The organism is Metapseudomonas cellulosilytica, assembly GCF_049334135.1.
In the GTDB taxonomy this organism is placed as follows: domain Bacteria; phylum Pseudomonadota; class Gammaproteobacteria; order Pseudomonadales; family Pseudomonadaceae; genus Metapseudomonas.
In genome coordinates, this window is sequence record NZ_JBHZGN010000017.1 from 12,076 (window position 1) to 31,607 (window position 19,532).

Consider the following 19,532-nt stretch of genomic DNA (forward strand, 5'->3'; position numbering starts at 1 on the left):
GCAGGGGCGCTGCGTTACTCTTGCCGACAAGACCCCAGTCCCTCAGCCGTACTGGGCAACCAGCAGAGAGTGGCCGATGAGCAACGATGCAGTAGAGCCGGAAAGCAACGGCCGTCGACATGGCGGGCGATTCATCTACGAAGAGCTGCGCAAGCAGATCCTCACCCTGAAACTCAAACCGGGCTCGCCGCTTGATGAGGTCTCGCTCGCCACACAGTTCGGCCTGTCCCGCTCTCCCGTTCGGGACGCCCTGGCGCGGCTCATCACCGAAGGGCTGGTGACCATCCTGCCGAACCGCACCACCCTGGTGACGCCCTTCGAGATCGAGGAGTTCCCCAACTATGTGGCAGCCCTGGACCTGATCCAGCGTGCCGTGACGCGACTGGCGGCGCTGCAGCGCACCGATGAGGACCTGGAGCGGATTCGGGCTGCCGAGGCGACCTACATGGACTCGATCACCCAGGGCGACTTCCAGGCGATGACCGAGTTGAACAAGACGCTCCACATGGAAATTGCCCGTGCCGGCAAGAATCCCTATCTCACCAGCTATTACGAGAAGCTCCTGGGCGAAGGCCAACGTCTCCTGCACCTGCATTTCGACTACGTCATCAGCTCCGCCCGCCAGACGAAGCTGGGGCGTGACCACGAGGAGATCGTCGAAGCCATCGCTGCCCGCGACGCCGATGCGGCGGAAAACGCCGCCCACGAGCACACCATGCTGTTCCAGCGCCGCTTCCTGGATTTCATGCAGCAGAACCTCACGTCGCAGATGAAGATCTCGTAGGTTTCGGAAAGCCGTTGCGGCACGGGTGCCTGGCACTCGGTTTCAGACCCGTGTTGGCTTCAGCATGACTTGGGACCTGCCGGCGCGCGTCACCCCTCTCCCTCCGGGGCGAAGACGCACGCTCTTGGAAGCACCGCTTCCGGTGCCGATGAGCGCCTGAGCGCGAAGCGATCGGGCTGGGGCGCAGGGCGGGGGACGGGGGAGAGGGATGCGTCCTACGGTGGCGATGCGGCAGTTGGTAGCGCCCGGTTTGTGTTGGCTTCAGGATGGCTTTGGGCTCGCCGGCGTCAACCCTTGACGGACCGCTCCCTCAGCTCCCGCGTCTGCTCCAGCAGCCAATCGCGGAGTATCTGCATTTCCATCGACCCGGCCAGATCGCGGCGGCAGACGAAGTAGTGCTTGCGATCATCGGCAAGAACGGTCTCGTTGGTCGGCCTTACCAGCTTGCCCGCGTCGAGCTGCGGCTGTACCAGGTGGCGCCAGGCCAGACCGACGCCTACTTCCTCCTCGACCGCATCCAGCAGCATCGAAAAATGGCTGAAATCCATTGTTTCCTTGCACCTGGAGGCATCGAGGCCGAACCGCTTCAGCCAGAACGACCAGTCGACAGGCGCCCAGAGCCTGGCTTTCCAGTGGCTCGCACTGAGGTTCAGCAGCGTGACGGTCTTCAGCCCTTCCAGGGTCGAGATCTGCGGGTGCTGTTCGAGAAAGCCGGGCGTACAGACGGGGAATATCTCTTCGGAGAAGAGGTATGTGGCCACGTACTGTGGGTGCTCCTCGAGCCCCAGGGTCACGGCGGCGCTGAAGCTCTCCTGATAGTCCGGGTTGCCCTCGGTGCTGATCAGATGCAACTGGAGCTCAGGGTGCTGGACTCGCAACTGCTTCAGCCTCGGCATCAGCCATAGCTGGGCGAAGGCGGTGGTGGTGATCAGGGCCAGGTAGTCCAGGCTATTGCGTCGCAGCAGTTCGCGGGACGCCGTGGCGATGTGCTGCAGGGCGGAGGAGGCCGCCAGATACAACGCATTGCCGTCGCGGGTGAGTTGGACCTTGCGGTTGCCGCGCAGGAACAGCTTCAGGCCATAGAAGTCTTCCAGCGTCTGGATCTGGCGACTGACCGCCGCCTGGGTCACGCAGAGTTCTTCCGCCGCCAACTTGAAACTGCCATGGCGGGCGGCCGCTTCGAAGGTGCGCAACGCATTCAGTGGCGGGAGTAGCTGCCTGAGGTTGCTCATTGGGCGCACCTGTCGAGTCGGACACTGCGAACAGTTAACCAGAGCGCAACTGGGAATGACAGATTCTGGCTAGGTAACTGTGGACTTCTGTGCCAGGAGCCTGAGTTTCACTTAACTAAAAGCTAAGTGAATGCCACGCAAAACTCGTTTGTCAGTGAATCGCGAACTATCGAATATCGGCCTCACATCACCCCACCCGGAGGCACCAAACAATGAGGTTCGAAAACAAGATTGTCGTGATTACCGGAGGCGCCGGTGGCGTCGGTCAGGCCCTGGTCCGGCTGTTCGCCGCCGAAGGCGCACGCCTGATGATCTCGGACATCAACGCCGACGGCTGCCAGGCGATGGTCGACCAGGCCCGTGCTCTCGGCGCCGAGGCCGACTGCCTGGCGGGCAATCTGCGGGAGAAGGAATATTGTGAAGCGGTGATCGCGCGGGCGGTCGAACGCTTCGGCGGTGTCGACATCCTGCTCAACAACGCCGGCATCATTCCCCGCGGAACCATCGAGGAAACCACCGACGACATGTGGTTCACGGCGATGGACGTCAACCTGAATGCGGTGTTCTTCCTCTGCCGCGCCGCCATCCCCCATATGAAAAAGCGTGGCGGCGGTGCCATCGTCAACACGTCTTCGGTCTGGGGCACCTACCCGGGGCCTGGCCACGTCGCCTACTGCACCAGCAAGGGCGCGGTGGCGGCGCTGTCGAAGAACCTCGGCCGGGACTGCGCTCCGCTCGGCATCCGCGTCAATGCCGTCTGCCCGCACGAAATCAACACGCCGATGATCCGCAGCGGCTTCGAGCGCCGCGGCCTGGACCCGGACAAGGCCATCGAGGAGCTGAACAAGACCGTGCCGCTGGGCCGCATCGCCGAGCCGGAGGATATCGCCGATGTGATCGCCTTCCTGGCTTCCGACCAGGCCCGCTACATCGCCGGCGAGACGGTGGAAGTCACCGGCGCCAAACCGGTTTCAGGCTGAGGAACGCACATGATGCTGAACAACAAGGTGGCCGTCGTTACCGGCGGCGGGCGCGGAATCGGTCGCGGGATCACCGAAAAACTCCTGGAAGCCGGCGCGCGGGTGCTGATTGCGCAGCGCCAGCCGCTGGATGAAGACCTGGGCGCCAACCCGCAGGTGGCCTGGGTTGAGGCCGACCTGGCCGAGCGCGATGCGCCCTATGCCATCGCGCGGGCGGTGGAGGAGCGCTTCGGCGGTGCCGACATCCTGGTCAACAATGCCGGCTTCATGTTCGAACGCTCGCTCGACGAGATGAGCGAGGATGACTGGGACCGGATGATGGCCGTCAACCTGCGCGCCCCGGTCTTCCTGGCCAAGGCTCTGCTGCCGCAGTTGCGCGTGCGTGGCGGGAGTATCGTCAATATCGGCTCGATCGAAGGCATAGGTGCCAACCCCTGGCATACCGCCTACTGCGGCTCCAAGGCTGGCGTACATGGTTTCACCCGTGCGCTGGCCGTCGACCTGGGGCGCGACGGCATTCGCTGCAATGCCATCGCCCCCGGGTGGATCAACTCGGACCTGAGCCACGCCTATATCGACGCACAGCCCGATCCCGTGCAGGCGCGCGCCGGTCTGCTCAAGCTGCATCCCGTCGGGCGTACCGGCGAGCCGCAGGACATCGGCAACGTCGTCGTGTTTCTGGCCAGTGATGCTGCGGCCTTCATCACCGGCCAGGTGATAGTCGTCGACGGCGGGCGAACGGCCAAGCTGCCGTTGCCGTTCTGAGGGCGGGTCTTTCCGAAGGTCTGAATGGCGTGCTGAACCTCCTCTGCAATGCAGGCATTGCGGAGGAGGTTGCCGATCCGGGCGAACGAAAGCATCGGCGAGGGCCCATCGGGCCGCGGTTACTCGGGCAACCCGGCCAACCGCAAACCATCTGCCAGCCGGGCGAGATCCTCGGGCCGCTGGATGGGCAGCCAGTCCTTCAGGTTGGCGATACGCAAGGCTGGATCCAGCTCACGCAGGCGCAGCAGCGCCTGTTTCGCTCTGTCCATTCGCCCGCTGAGCGCATGACTGGCCGTCACCAGCACAACCGGAGGCAGAAAGCTGGGCAGGTTCCCCAACGCCTTTTCCGCCCAGTCCGCGGCCATGTCAAAGCGCCCGGCGAAGAAGTGTGCGAGCGCCATCCCGACCTGCATCCTGAACATTTCCGGATCCAGCGGACTCAAGCGCATGGCATGGGTCAGGTTTTCGATCGCGGCGTCGGTTTCACCGCGAAGGGCGCGCAGGATGCCGCCCAGGTACCAGGCCGGGGCAAGGTTGGGGTTAAGCAGGCGGGCCCTGTCGAGCAGCGCGATGCCGCCATCGAGATCGCCGGCGAGATGGCCAAGGGCATGTCCGCCTCGGGTCAGCGCCACCGCATCATCGCGGCCGAGCGCCACCGCCAGACGCGCAAGCCGAGCACCTTCGGCGATCTCTCGCGGTCGGTCGGTCATCCAGCCATTCACCTTGCGCCAGAAGTGGCACCAGGCGGCCATGCCATAGGCCGAGGCAAACTCCGGATCGAGTTCAATGGCCTTGTAGAACAACGGCAGCGCCTCCTCGATGGCTTCCCGGGTGCCGTTGTGCAGTTTCGCCGTTCCACGCAGGTAATAGTCGTAGGCGTCCAGGCTTTCCGTGGGTTTGCGCTTGGCGCGTTCGATTTCCGCCCGTTCGAGCTGGGGTGCGATCGCGCCGACGGCGCTTTCGGCGATCCGGTCCTGCAGTTCGAAGATGTCGTCGAGCGTTCCTTCGAAGCGCTCCGCCCAGATATGCGTCCCGGTCGTCGCGTCGATCAGCTGCCCGGTGATGCGCACCTTGTTTCCGGACTTGCGCACGCTACCTTCCAGCACGTAGCGCACGCCGAGCGCCTGGCCGACTTCCTTGACGTCCACCGCGAGGCCCTTGTAGGTGAAGCTCGAATTGCGCGCGATGACGAACAGCCAGCGGATACGCGACAGGGCGGCGATGATGTCCTCCACCACGCCGTCGGCGAAATAGTCCTGCTCCGGATCGCCGCTCAGGTTCAGGAAGGGCAGGACGGTAATGGAGGGCTTTTCCGGAAGGACGAGCACGGATGGAGGCGTTTCCTTCGCTCCAACGAGCGCGGCTTCGCCGAGGCCTGCCCGGTCAGGCTGTGGTGCTTCGCCGATCTCGCTGTCCCTGACCTCGCCGACGAAGCGATAACCCTTGCGGGCGACCGTCCGGACAAGGCGCTGCTCCTCACCGGTATCGCCGATGGCCTTGCGAACCGCATTGATGTGGCTGGTGATAGTCGACTCCGAGACGATCCGGCTGCCCCACACGGCCTTGAGCAGGTCGTCCTTGCTGACGACGCGATCGCGGTTGCTGACGAGATGCAGCAATAGATCGAAGACCTGCGGCCCAACGGCCACGACATGCCCGCGCAAGGTCAGTTCCCGGCGCCCCTGATCGAGCACGTAGTCTCCAAATAGGAATTGCAAGGTCGGTTTCCCCCGGCCGATCGCCCACGATTCCGTGTTCCAGGCGACTGGCGATCAGTAGCTGATAGTGATAGCACGGTAGCGCACAACAGGCTGCACCGTCCTCTGCAAGGGAAACGGTCGGAAAACAGTTTCCTTGGACGAAAACCCAAGCTTGCTCGAAGGGCGATTCAAGGCAGGCACAAGGACTTCTCCACGGCGCGAGCGCACTCTCCACCTACACCGATAGCAATACTGCCGCCGGAAGAAGAGGAGAGAAACCATGAAGATCGTCGTCATCGGAGGCTCCGGCCTCATCGGCTCTAAACTTGTGAAGCACCTCCGTGAGCGCGGCCATGACGTGCTCGCGGCCTCCCCCAGCACGGGCGTGAACAGCATCACCCGCGAGGGGCTGGCCCAAGCGATGGATGGCACAGACATCGTCGTCGACGTGGCCAATGCGCCCGTGTGGGAGGACCAGGCCGTTCTCGACTTCTTTGAGACCTCCACCCGCAACCTGCTGGCTGCCGAAGCTGCCGCCGGCGTCCGCCATCACGTCGCACTTTCCATTGTTGGCACTGAACGCCTGCCCGACAGCGGCTACTTCCGCGCCAAGGTTGCGCAGGAAAGCCTCATCAAGGCGTCCAGCATCCCTTACACCATCCTGCGTGCCACGCAGTTCTTCGAGTTCGTCAGCGGCATTGCCGAATCCTTTGCCGTCGGTACGGAGCTGCATGTGTCACCGGCACTGATCCAGCCGATAGCGTCCGATGACGTCGCGGCAGTCCTCGCCGACGTCACCCTCGAAGCGCCAGCCAATGGCACCGTCGAAGTCGCCGGCCCCGAGGCCATGCCCATCGACGAACTGATCCGGCGCTACCTGCGGGGCACGCAGGACGCACGCAAGGTCGTGCCGGACGTGCACGCTCGTTACTTCGGCGCCCTTCTCGACGATAAATCGCTGACCCCAGGCAAGAACCCGCGTCTCGGTGAGATCCACTTCGAGGACTGGCTCGGTCAGTCACAGCGCTGAGGCTCACACGGGCAGATCGCGCCCTGGGACAAATCAGGAAGGCGTAGACCCCGTACAGGCCGCGCCTTCACGACACATGCATGCGTAGGAGAATTGCCATGTTCACCAAAGTTTTCCTGGCTGCTGCCTTTGCAGCGCTCTCGATGACCACAGCGTCTGCCGGCGACCGACCGCCGGGCAAGGTGACGGTGGTCTTCGATCGCCCCATCCCGAACGTCCCTGGCAAGAGCATGAGGGGCGTGCTCGTCGAGTACGGGCCGGGAGCCGGGTCACCGTCCCACACCCATCCGAAGTCGGCCTTCATCTATGCCACGGTCCTTGAGGGCGCCATCCGCAGCAGCGTCAACGGCTCCCCGGAAAAGGTCTACAAGGCCGGCGAGAACTTTGTCGAAGAGCCTGGCTCCTTTCACGGCGTAAGCGCGAACGCCAGCGACACGGAACCGGCACGCCTGCTGGCCGTGTTCGTCCTCGACAGCAACGAGAAGGAACTCGTCACACCGGCCAGAAAATGACACCGATCAACCGGCTGACGGAAGCCCGGCAGCTCCAGGCCACGCCCGCCTGGGGCTGCTGGAGGTCATCGGAATTCAACAGGTAATCAGAAAATGAAAGCGCGTGAGCACAAGGTCGCCAGCGCCACCGACGAAAGCTTCGAGGCCGGTGTCGCAAAAACGCGGCCAAACAAGAAGAAGGTGATCGGCTTGCTGCTGCTTGCAAGCGCCATCGTGGTCGTGGCCACCGGACTGGCCATGGCGCTTTCAAGCGGTGCGAGGTCGACCGACAACGCTTACGTCCGTGGCGACGTCACCTCGCTCGCCGCCAAGGTCAGTGGCTACGTCACCACGGTCGAGGTCGACGACAACCAGGCGGTCAAGGCAGGTGATGTCTTGTTTCGCATCGACGATCGGGACTACCGGGCACGGCTCGCGCAAGCGGCAGCCAACGTCAAGGCGGCCGAGGCGCGCCTGACCAACGTCGATGCAGAGACCCAGCTTCAGCATGCCCTGATTCGGCAAGCCGAAGCCCAGAAACGCTCAGCCGTGGCCGAGATGAACCTGGCGATCAAGACCCACGATCGCAGCCACAAACTCATCCGTAGCAACGCGGTCAGTCAGGCCCTGGTCGACGAGAGCGACTCGGCACGCTTCAGGTCCGAGGCGGCAGTATCGGCCGCTTCCGCAACGGTAGAAGCCCAGCATCAACGCATCGCTGTCCTCGTGGCGCAGCGAGAAGCCGCCGTGGCCGCGGTGGCGCAGGCACAAGCAGTGCTCGAAGTCGCCCAGATCGATCTGGACAGCACCGTCGTGCGCGCGCCTGTCGATGGCGTCGTCGGCAACCGTCAGGTGCGCCTTGGCCGCTACGTGACGCCGGGCGTTTCGCTGCTCGATATCGTCCCTGTCGACGACGTGTGGATAGTGGCGAACTTCAAGGAAACCCAGCTTGAACACATTCAGCCCGGCCAGAACGTACGTATCACCATCGACGGCTACCCGGACGGGACGCTCGAAGGGGTAGTCGACAGCTTTGCCCCCGGCAGCGGGTCGGCATTCACCTTGCTCCCCACCGACAACGCCACCGGCAACTTCGTCCGTGTCGTGCAGCGCGTTCCAGTGAAAATCCGCTTGGTCAACAATCCGCTACCGGGCCGCATCGTGCCGGGCCTGTCCGCACGGGTCGAAATCGAGGGGGGAAGCGGCTCATGACAACCTTCGTCACCCTTTCGAGCCGAGTCGGAGCCCGGACCCGCATTCTTCCGCTTGCAGGCCTCGTGCTTGCCACGCTGACGGAAGCCATTACCAGCACCGTTCTTGCCCTGGGACGCAGCGACATCATCGGCGACACCTACGCGACCCCGGATGAGTTCGCCTGGCTGGATATCGGATACATCGCACTGAAGCTCATCGGGTTCATGACCTCCCCCTGGCTGTTGAGCCGTTTCCCGCCGCGCAATGTGGTCATCGGCGCAACCCTGGTCATGGGCCTGGCGTGCGGGATTGCTGCCATCACAGCCCGGTTGGACCTGCTGATCGCACTTCGCATCATTCAGGGCTTGGCCGGCGGCACCCTGCTGGTCGGGGGGCAAACGCTCATCTTCTTCGCCTATCCCCAGCACCAGCAGCCACTCCTGCAGGCCCTGTTCGCCATGGGTGCCGTCGTTGCATCCGCAACCTTCGCCCCGGCCCTGCAGGGTTGGTTGATCGACAGCCAGTCCTGGACCTGGATCTTCCTCAGCGCCGTCCCGCTTGCCCTGGCATCCGTCGGACTTCTGCTCATCGCAGATGCCCCGGCGCCCGCCAAGGCGCGGCGGCGTCCATTCGATTGGCTCGGCTGCGCGTTGATCGCTACCGTGATCCTCTGTTTCACCTACGTCCTGAGCCAGGGCAGCCGGTGGGAGTGGTTCGAAGAGCCGCGCATCCTCTGGCTGACCCTGACCGGCCTGGCTGCCCTGCTGGCTTTCCTCGGCCAACAAGTGCTCGCCAATGGCCGAGGCCTGTTCGACTTCACCCTGTTCGAATCGGAAGACTTCACCTTCGCCTTCATCGTCAGTTTCGTGGCCGGTGCCGCATTGTTCGGCAGCGCGTTCCTGATTCCCGCCTTCGCCCTGTCCGTTCTCGCGTTCACCCCTACCGATGCCGGCCTGCTGCTGTTGCCCAGCGGCGCGCTGTTTGTCGGTGCGCTCCTGTTTGCCGCCTTTCTCACGCAGGCCCGCCGCGTTCCCCCAGTGGCCACCGTGCCCTTTGGCATCCTGATGATCATGGCGGCAATGTGGATGCTTTCCGGCTCCACCAACGAAAGCGATACGGCCGACATGATGGCGGCCATCCTGTTGCGCGGCCTGGGCCTTGGCTTCCTGTTCCTGTCGATCACGCTGATCGCATTCAGCAACCTCAACAGCCGAAACCTCGCCGCCGGAATAGGCCTCTTCAATACGGGTCGCCAGCTTGGCGGTCTCATGGGCGTCGCAGCACTCCAGACATTGATCGAGCATAACGTCGTCGCCAATGCCGTGGTCCTCGGCGCTGACGTCACCGCAGGGGAGGGCGCGGTCATCGAACGACTGACGACCACGACATCCATGCTGGCGGTGAAAGGGATGGATGCAGCGGGCGCGAGCCAGGCCGCGACGAGCCTGCTGGGCCGGACGGTGACAGGTCAGTCCACTGTGATTGCCTTCGACACAGCGTTCATCGCCGTTGCCCTGCTTTTTGTCATCGCCGCCCCCATGCTGGTCGGCATCAAGATCGGCCTTTCGCGCTACGCGAAGGCGCGCGCTGTGCGCACCGTAGCGTGAGACCGCCCACGCCTGCCCAGTACGCCGCCGCGAGCGACCGGACCGCACCGCGCGGCAGTCCGGCAATGCGCCTCAACTCCGCTCCAGAGCCTCGATCAGCCAGTCACAGAAGCTGCGGGTAAGCGGATTGCCTTCTTTATCGCGACGCACCAACCAGCTCCAGTTCGGTCCGCGTACGGTCTGCTCCACCAGTGGCACCAGTGAGCCCTGGCCGCGGGCACGGCCGGCCAGGAGCCGGCTGACCAGGGCGATGCCAAGGCCTTGACTGGCGGCATTCAGCAACAGACCGGGATCGGAAAAGTTCAGCCCCTGGCTTTGCTGGCCGACGTCGGCGCCGCCCTGCACCCGCCAGTGGCTCCAGTCCATTTCACGCTCGCCGTGCAGGGTCGTCCGTGCGTCGGCCGTCAGCTCCAGAAGACCGGGATGGCAGGCCGGATACAGGCGGTCCTCCAGCAGTACGCGAAAGCTGCATTCGGCCTGCGCGCTGAGGTCGTCGCGTACGGCGATGTCGATGGTCTGGGTGGCCATGTCCGGGGTTTCGTCGGTGGTCAGCAACCAGAGGTCGACCTGCGGGTGGCGCCGGTGGAAGTCCGCCAGGCGCGGCACCAGCCAGTGGTGGGCGAAGGCGGGCGTGGTGTTGACCACCAGTTGGTTGGGCTTGCGGTACTGATCCAGGCGTCGGACGCCCACGGCCAGTTGCTGCAGCAGCGATTGGGTGGTGCTGAGCAGGTCGAAGCCGGCATCGGTGAGCGACACGCTGCGGCCATTGCGGAAGAACAGCGGCTGTTCGAGGAAGCTTTCCAGGCTGCGGATCTGTTGGCTGATGGCTGACTGGGTGAGGTGCAACTCCTCAGCCGCCTTGTGGAAACTGCCCAGGCGGGCAGCGGCTTCGAAGCCGCGCAGGGCATTCAGGGGTGGCCAGTGTTTCAACATGTCTGATAAGTCCTGCTAATCAGTAATCGGCAAAATCTATCGTTTGTTGCTGCGCTTTTACAGGCCTAGCATGCAGACCATCACCACGGCCGTGGTTTCTCTGTGATAACAAAAACTTAAGAAAGGCACTTGTATGCAAATCAACGATTCGCAGAACGGCTGGGTAATGCCCGCTGAATGGGTTCCGCACGCCGCCACCTGGATGGCGTTCCCCCACAACCAGGCTCTCTGGGAAAACGGCTGGGGGGTGACCCTGGCCGACGTGCAGGTCGACTTCGCCCGTGTGGCCAACGCCATCGCCCGCTTCGAGCCGGTGAAGATGGTCGTCGATCCCTCCGCGGTGGCCCGTGCCGGCGAGCTCTGCGGCCCCAACATCGAACTGGTCGAACTGGCGATCAACGACAGCTGGTGCCGCGACTCCGGCCCGAGCTTCGTCTGCCATCCGCACCTGGGCACGGCCGGCGTCAACTGGCGCTTCAATGCCTGGGGCGGCAAATCGGCCTTCGACCTGGATGAAAGCCTGGCCCGGCGCGTCCTCGCCCATCTGGGTATGGAGTGCTTCGATACCGTCCTGGCCAACGAGGGTGGCGCCATCCACGTGGACGGCCAGGGCACGCTGATCACCACCGAATCCGTGCTGCTCAACGGCAACCGCAACCCCGGCATGAGCAAGGTCGAGATGGAAGAGATCTTCTCCCGCCTGCTGGGGGTGAAGAAGACCATCTGGCTGCCGGGCGATCCCGACTACGTCACCGGCGACATGACCGATGGCCACGTCGATGGCGTGTGCGCCTTCGCTCGACCCGGCGCTCTGCTGGTGGATGCGACCCGCGATTCGTCCTCGGCCTACGCCGAAGTGGCGCGCGAGAACCGTCGCGCCCTGGAGCTTTCCACCGATGCGCAAGGGCGTCGCTTCGAGATGCTCGAACTCTTTGAAGCCAGCGAGGCGGTGGACCAGAACGCCGAGGTGTTCTGCGCCTCCTATACCAACTTCTACATCGCCAACGGCGCGATCATCATGCCGGCCTACGGCATTGCCGCCGACGATGAAGCCGCGGCGACCCTGCGCCTGGCGTTCCCAGGCCGCGAAGTGGTGCCGGTGCGGATCAACCAGCTGGCCCACGGTGGTGGTGGCGTGCACTGCATCACCCAGCAACAGCCGGCCTGGCCGCAGAGGGGGTGATGGGATGAGCATACTGACCGTCGCCACCACCCAGTTCGCTTGCAGCTGGGACCTTGAACGCAACCTCGACCAGGCCGAACGCCTGGTGCGGGAGGCCGCCGCCAAGGGCGCGCAACTGATCCTCCTGCAGGAGCTGTTCGCCACTCCGTACTTCTGCATCGAGCAGGACCACAAGCATCTGGCGCTGGCGCAGGAGTTCGGCCGGAGCGCTGTGCTCAATCGCTTCGCCGACCTCGCCCGAGAGCTGGGCGTGGTGCTGCCGCTGAGCTGGTTCGAGCGTGCCGGCAATGCCTTCTTCAACTCCCTGGCGGTGGCCGATGCCGATGGTCGCCTGCTTGGGGTGTACCGCAAGACCCATATCCCCAACGCCATCGGCTACCAGGAGAAGGAGTACTTCAGCCCCGGCGATACCGGCTTTCGCGTCTGGGACACCGCCTACGGCCGGATCGGGGTTGGTATCTGCTGGGACCAGTGGTTCCCCGAAACCGCCCGCTGCCTGTCCCTGATGGGCGCCGAGGTGCTGCTCTATCCGACCGCCATCGGCTCGGAACCGGGGGCGGCGGCGCTGGATTCCCGCGATCACTGGCAGCTCACCCAGCGCGGCCACGCCGCCGCCAACATCCTCCCGGTGATTGCCGCCAATCGCGTCGGCGAGGAAGTGGCGACCACCGATGAACACCTGCGGATGCGCTTCTACGGCTCGTCCTTCATCACCGATCACAAGGGCAGGCTGCTGGCCGAAGCCGACCGCGACAGCACCGGCGTGCTGGTCCAGCGGCTCGACCTCGCCGCCATGGCCGAGGAGCGCCTCAACTGGGGCGTCTACCGCGATCGCCGCCCGGAAATGTACGGCCCGCTGCTGGGGCTGGATGGTCGTCAAACCCACGAACGCTGGCAGCGCCAGGGAGCCTGAAGATGAATGCCATCAAGAAGCTGTTGATCGTCTCGCTGGGCGTTAGCCTGAACTGTGCCGCTCAGGCCGACGAAAAGGTCCTGCGCCTGTACAACTGGGCGGACTACTTCGCTCCGGACACGTTGAGCGCCTTCACCAAGGAAACCGGCATCCAGGTCATCTACGACGTGATGGACAGCAGCGAGACCCTGGAAGCGAAGATGATGTCCGGCCACAGCGGTTATGACCTGATCTTCCCTGGCGACACCGTGGCCGAACGCCTGATGCGCGCCGGCGCCCTGCAGAAACTGGACCCGGGCAAGCTCGAACACCTGGATGACCTCGAGCCCGGCCTGCGCACGCTGCAGACCCGCTACCCGTACTCGCGCCACGCCACGGTGCCCTATACCTGGGGCACCATCGGCCTGACGTACAACCAGGAGATGATCGACAAGCGCCTGGCCGGCGCGCCGGTCAACAGCCTGGACCTGATCTTCAAGCCCGAACTGGCGGCGAAGTTCGCCGACTGCGGCATCTCGATGATCGACTCACCCGACGAGGTGCTGGCCGTGGTGCTGAATTACCTCGGCCACGACCCACGCAGCAGCAAGCCGGCCGAACTGGCCGAGGCGGTGGTGCTGCTCCAGGGCATCAAGCCGTACATCCGCAAGTTCCAGTCGCAGCCGGTCACGCAGTTGGTCAATGGCGACATCTGCCTGTCCCTCGGCTACAGCGGCGACATGACCCAGGCCCAACGCGCTTCGGACGAGGCGGGCAAGCAGACGAACTTCCAGTACCGCGTGCCGGTCCAAGGCACCACGGTGTGGATGGACACCATGGCCATCCCGGCCGATGCCCAGCACCCGGAATACGCCTACGCCCTGATCAACTTCATCATGCGCCCCGAGAACATGGCGGCGATCAGCAACGCCACCGGCTATCCCACCTCCAGCGCCAAGGCCAGGCCGATGGTGGACGCGGACATGCGCAACAACCCGGATATCTATGTCGATGAAGCGACCTACGCGAGGTTGATCCCCGGCAAGGACATCCCGCAGCGAGAGATGCGTGCGCGAATGCGCGCCTGGACCACCTTCAAGACCGCCCTGCACAACTGAATCCACCCACTGCCAGAGCGCACGGGGCGCCACCCGGGCATGGGTGATGCTGCGCCCCGCAATTACACCTGAGAGAGGACCTCCCATGTCGACTCGCCGTGATTTCATCAAACAGGTGATGGCTGCCAGCGGAATTGGCGCCGTCGCTTCCCTGGGCCTTGGCTTGGGTGCGGCCCGCGTTTCAGCGGCCCTGACCGGCAGCTGGTACATGCCCGACGAACACGGCCCGCAGGAGCGGGTGATCGTGGCGTTCGCGGCGTCATCCCGCGTCTGGCAAGGCTGGGAGACGGCGGTGAATGACACCATCGCGCAACTGGCCAGGACCATCGCCAGGTACCAGCCGGTCACGGTGCTGTGCCGCGCCAGCCAGCTGGCGCAGGCCAGGAGCAAATGCGGCAGCAGCAATATCGAATTTCTCACCCTGCCGCTGGATGACGTCTGGGTTCGTGACTACGGCGGTTGCTTCGTGGTCGACGGGGCGGGCGGCCTGGGCCTGGTGGACTTCAACTTCAACGGCTGGGGCGACAAGCAGACTTCGGCCAACGACTCCGGCGTAGCCGACACCCTCAGCTACGAGATGGAGTCGACCTACATTCGCAGCGCGCTGGTGGGCGAGGGCGGTGGCATCGAGGTGGATGGCCACGGCACCGCGATCATGACCGAGAGCTGCTGGGTGAACAGCAATCGCAATCCAGGGATGAGCAAGGCGCAGATCGAGGCCGAGCTGAAGGCCAACCTCGGCCTGCGCAAGATCATCTGGCTGCCCGGTATCAAGGACAAGGACATCACCGATGCCCACGTCGATTTCTATGCCCGCTTCGTCAAGCCGGGAGTGGTGATCGCCAACCTGGACAACGACCCCAAGTCATACGACTACGCGGTAACCCGCAAGCACCTGGAAATCCTCAATGCCGCCACCGATGCCGATGGACGCAAGCTGGTGGTCCACACCCTGCCGCCGCCCCTGAAGGTGCGCAGCAACCCGTACACCACCAACAATCCGGACTTCGCGCCGGGCTACATCAACTTCCTGCCGGTCAACGGCGCCGTCATCGCCCCGCAGTTCGGCGACGCGGCGGCGGACAACTACTGCAAGGACCTGCTGACGAAGCTCTATCCGGGGCGAGTGGTGGAGCAACTCAACATCGACCCTATCGCCGCAGGTGGTGGCGGGATTCATTGCGTGACCAAGCACCTTCCGCTCATTTGACGCACGTCGCCTTGTCCCGTGTCGATCGGTTAGCGGAGATCTCGTGGCCCAGTCTGGTGCGGCTCAAGGCTCGGCCATCAACAGGGCGAGCCTTGATCTGAACTTGGCAAACCACGTCCCTAGGACGTGGTCATGCGTCACCGGCTCTGCCTGTGACAATTCGAATTCCCGGGCTAGCAGGATGAAGCCGATCCGGTAGGGTGCGCCGTGCGCACCGGCGGTTGGACGGGGTACCGAAGCCGATCCCGGAATCGGTGCGCATAGCGCACCCTACGGTCCAGACCAGGCAAAAGGGGCGGCCTTGTGCACGGGGGCCGAGCAATGGCGACGTCCGACATGGATGTTGGTGATGCCCATCTACTTCGTGGATTTCACACACCCGTATCGCACTTCCTTGGATGGGGAGTAGCCATAGAAGGCCGCATAGCACTTGCTGAAGTGGCTGGACGAGGCAAAACCACAGGCAACGCTCACTTCAGAGATGGGCAGGTCCGAGTGCTGGAGCAAGCGCCGACTCTCGGTAATGCGCAGCTCCAGATAGAAGCGAACCGGCGTGGTTCCGAGCTGCTGCTGGAACAGCCGCTCCATTTGCCGCTTGGAGCGGCCGACGTAACGGGCAAGCTGGTCCTGGCTCAACGGTTCCTCGATGTTCGCGCCCATCAGGGTAATCGCATCCCGGACGGGCTCACTCATCTTCTCGTGGAGTGACGGATGCACTCGCCGGTAGCGTGACTCTTCGAAGGCGAGGATATCGACGATGGCGTCAACCAGCCCACGCCCATGCAGGTTGTCGATCCAGCTCAGAACCATGTGGAAGGCACCCGTCGGGCTTGCGGCGGTGAGCCGATCACGGTCGACGACATAGCTGTCGGATGTCACCTGGCTGTTCTTGGCTATTTCTGCAAGAGCTGCCCGATTCTCTGGATGCACAGCACACTTGTACCCATCGAGCAGTCCCGCCTGGCCGAGGAACCATGCGCCATTCCAAAGCCCAGCCAGTACGACGCCCCTGTCATTCGCGGCCTGCAGCAGGTGGGTCAGTTCCGGCATGGCACGCAGGGTCGTCCGAAGGCCGCCGCACACCACCAGAAGATCAAGCTCGTGCAGGTGCTCGCCCTGCAGTGCGGCATTCGGGGAGATGACCAGGCCAAGGTCGCTGGCGATCGAGCCTCCATTCAGGCTGAAGGTGCTCGTTGCAAAGGCGTTCGACCGAATCAGGTTCGCAGTGACCAATGTATCCAGGGCTTGGGTGAAGGCGGGAAGTGAAAAATGCTCGAGCAGGACGAAGCCCACTCGAGCTTGAGGTAAAAGCTCATCCTTGTGTTCACCAACAAACCGGAGGTTCCGTCCCTGCAAGCCGTCGCTGAAAAACCTCCGCTCTCTCAATCTCTTCCTCGTTCAATGTCAGTAAATTCAACAATTCAGCGTCTGGACCGACCGTCCAGGCACAGTCTTGGAAGCACGAAGCGCCCGGGCGTCATCGCCCAGGCGCTTCGTGTCCGAACCAGGGGAAGTACCTGAGTGCTTTCCCGAGGGGCTTGCCGGTCGTTCAGATCAGACGGTTTTCCCTACGGCGCCAACACGCTCGACTTGCGGGTGCTGCCGCTTGCCGAAGATGCCGATGAGCAGGATTACCAGCGCCAGCCCCAGGGTCGATGTCACCTCAAGACGGTGTTGCGGCATGACGAACATCACGCCCAGGGCAAAGACGATGAATCCGATGACGGCCCAGGTCAGCCAGGGGAACAGCCACATCTTGAAGGCGATTTCGGCGTTCTGCTTTTGCAGCATCGTCCGCATGCGCAGCTGGGAGAAGGCGATGACCAGGTAGACCAGCAGGGCGATGGACCCGGAGCTGGCCAGCAGGAATGCGAAGACCTGGGACGGCGCGAAGAAGTTCAGGGCGGTCGTCAGCATGCCGATAAGGGTGCTGGCGATGACCGCCGCCCGAGGCACGCCCGCTGCGGAGGTGCGCTGGATGAAGGCCGGCGCATCGGAGCGTTTGCTCAGCGAGTAGATCATGCGCGAGGAAATGTAGATCGAGGAGTTCAGGCAACTGGCTACGGCCACCAGCACCACCATGTCGACAAGGAACTTCGCATAAGGGATGTTCATGATTTCCAGGGCACGCTGGTAGGAGCCCTGTACCGGCAACAGGGGGTCATTCCAGGGCACCACGGAAATGATGATGAAGATCGACAGGAGATAGAAAACACTGATCCGCCAGATCACCGAGCGAGTGGCTTTGGCGATGTTCCTGGCGGGATTGCTCGATTCGGATGCGGCAATGGTCACCGCCTCGGTGCCCATGTAGCTGAACATGGTCGTCAGCAGGGCGCCGATGATCGCGGTCCAGCCATTGGGCATGAACCCGCCATGTTCCAACGTCAGGCGCTGCAGGCCGCTGACTTCACGATCAGGCAGGGCGCCGAGAAGAGCGGCAGCGCCCAGCGCGATGAAGGCCACGATCGCGATGATCTTGAGCATCGCGAACCAGAACTCGAACTCGCCGTATTTGGCCACGCTGAAGAGGTTGGTGGCGGTCAGCAGCACGGTCACGGTCAGTGCGAAGAACCAGGTCTCGATCTGCGGAAACCAGTTGTTCAGCACCACGCCGGCTGCAATCGCCTCGATAGGGATCACCAGTACCCAGAACCACCAGTACAGCCAGCCAATGGTGAAGCCGGCCCAGCGGCCGATCGCCCGGTCCGCATAGGTGGAGAAGGAACCGGTGTCGGGGCTGGCCACCGCCATTTCCCCCAGCATGCGCATGACCAGGACCACCAGGGTCCCGGCCAATGCATACGCCACGATTGCGGCGGGGCCGGCAGACGCGATGGCGTGCCCGGAGCCGACGAACAATCCGGCGCCGATGATGCCGGCGATTGAGAGCATGGTTATATGGCGCGGCTTGAAGCCTTGCGCCAGTTCGCTGCTTGCGCTTTCCGCTCGGGTGATGGTCATTCTGATCTCTGCTCTTGGACTTGTTATGGAGACGCAAGGCTGCCACCGGAACGCTGCTGACTTGGGGAGTCGGTCGCCCGAATCCCTACCCGTCTTGCCGCCCGGCCGGGCGGCACACCAGCGATGAAACCCAGTTTTGGCAGGCATCACGCGAGGCCAACATAGTCCACATGGATCGGAGATCGGTTGGCCCTGTTCGCCACCGCGTTGAGGAAAAGCGACATCGATTTGTGTGCCAGCGGCATCTGCTCCGCGGCACTGGGCATGTCATGCGGATGCGCCATGGGATCGGTCACATGGGGCGTGCCCTTGTCTTCTGCCTCAAGAGCAACCCGCATGGCGTGCACAGGCCGTTAACTGGATATGGACGTCTCGGAAGGCTTGCTCCGCGCCGACAGGACCGTGGCCACGATGATCAAGGCCGCCCCGGCCAGCATCAGCAGCGAGGGGCGCTCCCCGAACAGCCACCAGGCGCAGGCAATGGCATACACCGGTTCCAGCGCGATGATCATTCCGGCGCTGCGCGCGTCGAGACCGTCCAGGCTCTTCACGAACAGGTATTGCGATAGCCCCGTGCAGAACACGCCCAGCAGGCCGAGGTAGATCCAGTCCGCTGTCGCCAACCCTTCGTTCACGAAGCCTTCCAGCGAGAACGGTGAGATCAGCAATGCGACGGCAACGTTCTGCCAGAACGCCACCTGCATGGCGTCCATCCCACGCGTGGCGCGGCGATTGGTCATGGCCAGCATCGCGAAGGAAAGGCCGGAGGCCAGGCCCCAGAGCAGGCCGATCGTGCCCTGGTTGCCTACGTCGAACGAAGGTGTGACGAGCACCAGCCCGAGGGTGACCAGCGCCAGCAGTACAGCTTCACGGACGCCGATTCGTTCACGGAACACCAGCATGTCCAGCAGGGCGATGAAAGCCGGGAAACTGGCGAAGCCAAGGGTGGCGACCGCGACTCCGCCGACCTTGATGGCGATGAAGAAGGTGACCCAGTGGGCCGTGAGCATTGCGCCCGACAGGAACAGGATCGCCAGTTTTCGCCAGCTCAGGCCGCGAAACAGCGAGCGTCGTTGCAGCTGCGCAACGACAAGCAGGGCAAGGACCGCAAAGGCCGCGCGACCATAGGTGATGACCGCCGCATCGGCATGGATCAGCGCACCAAGAATACCGGTCAGGCCGAAGAGCACCGCGGCGATGTGGGCAACGGTCAAGGAAGCACGATGGCTGCTCGAAGGAGCAACCTGGGTTACATCTACAGAAAGCATGGGCAGTTGGTCTTTACGAAAAAGCGTGGCCGACACACTCCCCTGTGGCCGTGCGCACTGGTTTCGATGACGAATGGGGATTGGGGATGACATCCGGACTTTGCGGATGCCTGGTGCGGCAGCATTGGTGACGCTCTTCCATGAGCTACTGGCTGCTTGAGGGCGGTTATGCAAGAAAATC

Annotated in this window: 18 protein-coding genes; 11 read left to right on the top strand and 7 right to left on the bottom strand. The window is 63.6% G+C overall.

Features of this window, described 5'->3' with window-relative positions:
* Positions 1–76 precede the first annotated feature (76 nt).
* The gene (locus tag ACFW0H_RS20255; RefSeq protein ID WP_422915655.1) at positions 77–784 is read left to right on the top strand and encodes a GntR family transcriptional regulator; all 708 of its coding nucleotides are present in this window, start codon (positions 77–79) and stop codon (positions 782–784) included.
* Between the two features lie 287 nt (positions 785–1,071).
* Here ACFW0H_RS20255 and ACFW0H_RS20260 read toward each other — a convergent pair whose 3' ends face one another.
* Positions 1,072–2,016, bottom strand: a complete 945-nt coding sequence (locus tag ACFW0H_RS20260) for a LysR substrate-binding domain-containing protein (protein WP_422915656.1) — start codon at positions 2,014–2,016, stop codon at positions 1,072–1,074.
* A gap of 212 nt (positions 2,017–2,228) precedes the next feature.
* Here ACFW0H_RS20260 and ACFW0H_RS20265 point away from each other — a divergent pair, with 212 nt between their 5' ends.
* On the top strand, positions 2,229–2,996 hold the full coding sequence (locus tag ACFW0H_RS20265; RefSeq protein WP_422915657.1) for an SDR family NAD(P)-dependent oxidoreductase: 768 nt from the start codon (positions 2,229–2,231) through the stop codon (positions 2,994–2,996).
* A 9-nt stretch (positions 2,997–3,005) separates the two neighbouring features.
* A complete protein-coding gene (locus tag ACFW0H_RS20270; RefSeq protein WP_422915658.1) occupies positions 3,006–3,761 on the top strand; it encodes an SDR family NAD(P)-dependent oxidoreductase in 756 nt (251 codons plus the stop codon).
* A 119-nt stretch (positions 3,762–3,880) separates the two neighbouring features.
* On the opposite strand, the gene ACFW0H_RS20275 is transcribed toward ACFW0H_RS20270, so the two are convergent.
* The gene (locus ACFW0H_RS20275; RefSeq protein ID WP_422915659.1) at positions 3,881–5,479 is read right to left on the bottom strand and encodes a winged helix-turn-helix domain-containing tetratricopeptide repeat protein; all 1,599 of its coding nucleotides are present in this window, start codon (positions 5,477–5,479) and stop codon (positions 3,881–3,883) included.
* Between the two features lie 262 nt (positions 5,480–5,741).
* Between ACFW0H_RS20275 and ACFW0H_RS20280 the strand changes: the two genes are divergently transcribed.
* The 4 genes from ACFW0H_RS20280 (at position 5,742) to ACFW0H_RS20295 (ending at position 9,783) form a co-directional block, all read left to right on the top strand.
* Positions 5,742–6,491, top strand: coding sequence for an SDR family oxidoreductase (locus tag ACFW0H_RS20280; RefSeq protein ID WP_422915660.1), 750 nt, complete (start codon positions 5,742–5,744; stop codon positions 6,489–6,491).
* 98 nt (positions 6,492–6,589) lie between these two features.
* Positions 6,590–7,003 carry a cupin domain-containing protein gene (locus ACFW0H_RS20285; protein WP_422915661.1) on the top strand — a complete coding sequence of 138 codons (414 nt, stop codon included), beginning with the start codon at positions 6,590–6,592 and terminating at the stop codon, positions 7,001–7,003.
* Positions 7,004–7,096: 93 nt separating this feature from the next.
* Entirely contained in the window at positions 7,097–8,194 is a 1,098-nt protein-coding gene (locus tag ACFW0H_RS20290; RefSeq protein WP_422915662.1) for an HlyD family secretion protein, read from the top strand.
* Positions 8,191–9,783, top strand: coding sequence for an MFS transporter (locus ACFW0H_RS20295; RefSeq protein ID WP_422915663.1), 1,593 nt, complete (start codon positions 8,191–8,193; stop codon positions 9,781–9,783). The genes ACFW0H_RS20290 and ACFW0H_RS20295 overlap by 4 nt, the downstream gene beginning before the upstream one ends.
* Before the next feature lie 72 nt (positions 9,784–9,855).
* On the opposite strand, the gene ACFW0H_RS20300 is transcribed toward ACFW0H_RS20295, so the two are convergent.
* Positions 9,856–10,716, bottom strand: coding sequence for a LysR substrate-binding domain-containing protein (locus ACFW0H_RS20300; protein WP_422915664.1), 861 nt, complete (start codon positions 10,714–10,716; stop codon positions 9,856–9,858).
* 133 nt (positions 10,717–10,849) lie between these two features.
* On the opposite strand from ACFW0H_RS20300, the gene ACFW0H_RS20305 reads away from it, so the two are divergent.
* From ACFW0H_RS20305 to ACFW0H_RS20320, 4 genes are all read left to right on the top strand, one after another.
* Positions 10,850–11,899 carry an agmatine deiminase family protein gene (locus tag ACFW0H_RS20305; RefSeq protein ID WP_422915665.1) on the top strand — a complete coding sequence of 350 codons (1,050 nt, stop codon included), beginning with the start codon at positions 10,850–10,852 and terminating at the stop codon, positions 11,897–11,899.
* A gap of 4 nt (positions 11,900–11,903) precedes the next feature.
* Complete coding sequence (aguB, locus tag ACFW0H_RS20310) at positions 11,904–12,812, top strand: N-carbamoylputrescine amidase (protein ID WP_422915666.1); 909 nt, start codon at positions 11,904–11,906, stop codon at positions 12,810–12,812.
* Between the two features lie 2 nt (positions 12,813–12,814).
* Positions 12,815–13,909, top strand: coding sequence for an extracellular solute-binding protein (locus tag ACFW0H_RS20315; RefSeq protein ID WP_422915667.1), 1,095 nt, complete (start codon positions 12,815–12,817; stop codon positions 13,907–13,909).
* An 85-nt stretch (positions 13,910–13,994) separates the two neighbouring features.
* On the top strand, positions 13,995–15,119 hold the full coding sequence (locus tag ACFW0H_RS20320) for an agmatine deiminase family protein (protein ID WP_422915668.1): 1,125 nt from the start codon (positions 13,995–13,997) through the stop codon (positions 15,117–15,119).
* Positions 15,120–15,476: 357 nt separating this feature from the next.
* Here ACFW0H_RS20320 and ACFW0H_RS20325 read toward each other — a convergent pair whose 3' ends face one another.
* The 4 genes from ACFW0H_RS20325 to ACFW0H_RS20340 all read right to left on the bottom strand — a co-directional run bounded on the left by ACFW0H_RS20325 (position 15,477) and on the right by ACFW0H_RS20340 (position 19,351).
* Positions 15,477–16,505, bottom strand: a complete 1,029-nt coding sequence (locus tag ACFW0H_RS20325) for a GlxA family transcriptional regulator (RefSeq protein WP_422915669.1) — start codon at positions 16,503–16,505, stop codon at positions 15,477–15,479.
* Positions 16,506–16,673: 168 nt separating this feature from the next.
* On the bottom strand, positions 16,674–18,083 hold the full coding sequence (gene gabP, locus ACFW0H_RS20330; RefSeq protein ID WP_422915670.1) for a GABA permease: 1,410 nt from the start codon (positions 18,081–18,083) through the stop codon (positions 16,674–16,676).
* 146 nt (positions 18,084–18,229) lie between these two features.
* Positions 18,230–18,421, bottom strand: coding sequence for a hypothetical protein (locus ACFW0H_RS20335; protein WP_422915671.1), 192 nt, complete (start codon positions 18,419–18,421; stop codon positions 18,230–18,232).
* Between the two features lie 15 nt (positions 18,422–18,436).
* Positions 18,437–19,351: a DMT family transporter gene (locus ACFW0H_RS20340; RefSeq protein ID WP_422915672.1), complete on the bottom strand. Its 915-nt coding sequence runs from the start codon at positions 19,349–19,351 to the stop codon at positions 18,437–18,439.
* Positions 19,352–19,532: the final 181 nt, after the last annotated feature.

Coding starts and splice junctions, on each gene's coding strand:
- ACFW0H_RS20255 (WP_422915655.1), top strand. CDS start 77: ATGAGCAACGATGCAGTAGAGCCGGAAAGCAACGGCCGTCGACATGGC.
- ACFW0H_RS20260 (WP_422915656.1), bottom strand. CDS start 2,016: ATGAGCAACCTCAGGCAGCTACTCCCGCCACTGAATGCGTTGCGCACC.
- ACFW0H_RS20265 (WP_422915657.1), top strand. CDS start 2,229: ATGAGGTTCGAAAACAAGATTGTCGTGATTACCGGAGGCGCCGGTGGC.
- ACFW0H_RS20270 (WP_422915658.1), top strand. CDS start 3,006: ATGATGCTGAACAACAAGGTGGCCGTCGTTACCGGCGGCGGGCGCGGA.
- ACFW0H_RS20280 (WP_422915660.1), top strand. CDS start 5,742: ATGAAGATCGTCGTCATCGGAGGCTCCGGCCTCATCGGCTCTAAACTT.
- ACFW0H_RS20285 (WP_422915661.1), top strand. CDS start 6,590: ATGTTCACCAAAGTTTTCCTGGCTGCTGCCTTTGCAGCGCTCTCGATG.
- ACFW0H_RS20290 (WP_422915662.1), top strand. CDS start 7,097: ATGAAAGCGCGTGAGCACAAGGTCGCCAGCGCCACCGACGAAAGCTTC.
- ACFW0H_RS20295 (WP_422915663.1), top strand. CDS start 8,191: ATGACAACCTTCGTCACCCTTTCGAGCCGAGTCGGAGCCCGGACCCGC.
- ACFW0H_RS20300 (WP_422915664.1), bottom strand. CDS start 10,716: ATGTTGAAACACTGGCCACCCCTGAATGCCCTGCGCGGCTTCGAAGCC.
- ACFW0H_RS20305 (WP_422915665.1), top strand. CDS start 10,850: ATGCAAATCAACGATTCGCAGAACGGCTGGGTAATGCCCGCTGAATGG.
- aguB (WP_422915666.1), top strand. CDS start 11,904: ATGAGCATACTGACCGTCGCCACCACCCAGTTCGCTTGCAGCTGGGAC.
- ACFW0H_RS20315 (WP_422915667.1), top strand. CDS start 12,815: ATGAATGCCATCAAGAAGCTGTTGATCGTCTCGCTGGGCGTTAGCCTG.
- ACFW0H_RS20320 (WP_422915668.1), top strand. CDS start 13,995: ATGTCGACTCGCCGTGATTTCATCAAACAGGTGATGGCTGCCAGCGGA.
- gabP (WP_422915670.1), bottom strand. CDS start 18,083: ATGACCATCACCCGAGCGGAAAGCGCAAGCAGCGAACTGGCGCAAGGC.
- ACFW0H_RS20335 (WP_422915671.1), bottom strand. CDS start 18,421: ATGCGGGTTGCTCTTGAGGCAGAAGACAAGGGCACGCCCCATGTGACC.
- ACFW0H_RS20340 (WP_422915672.1), bottom strand. CDS start 19,351: ATGCTTTCTGTAGATGTAACCCAGGTTGCTCCTTCGAGCAGCCATCGT.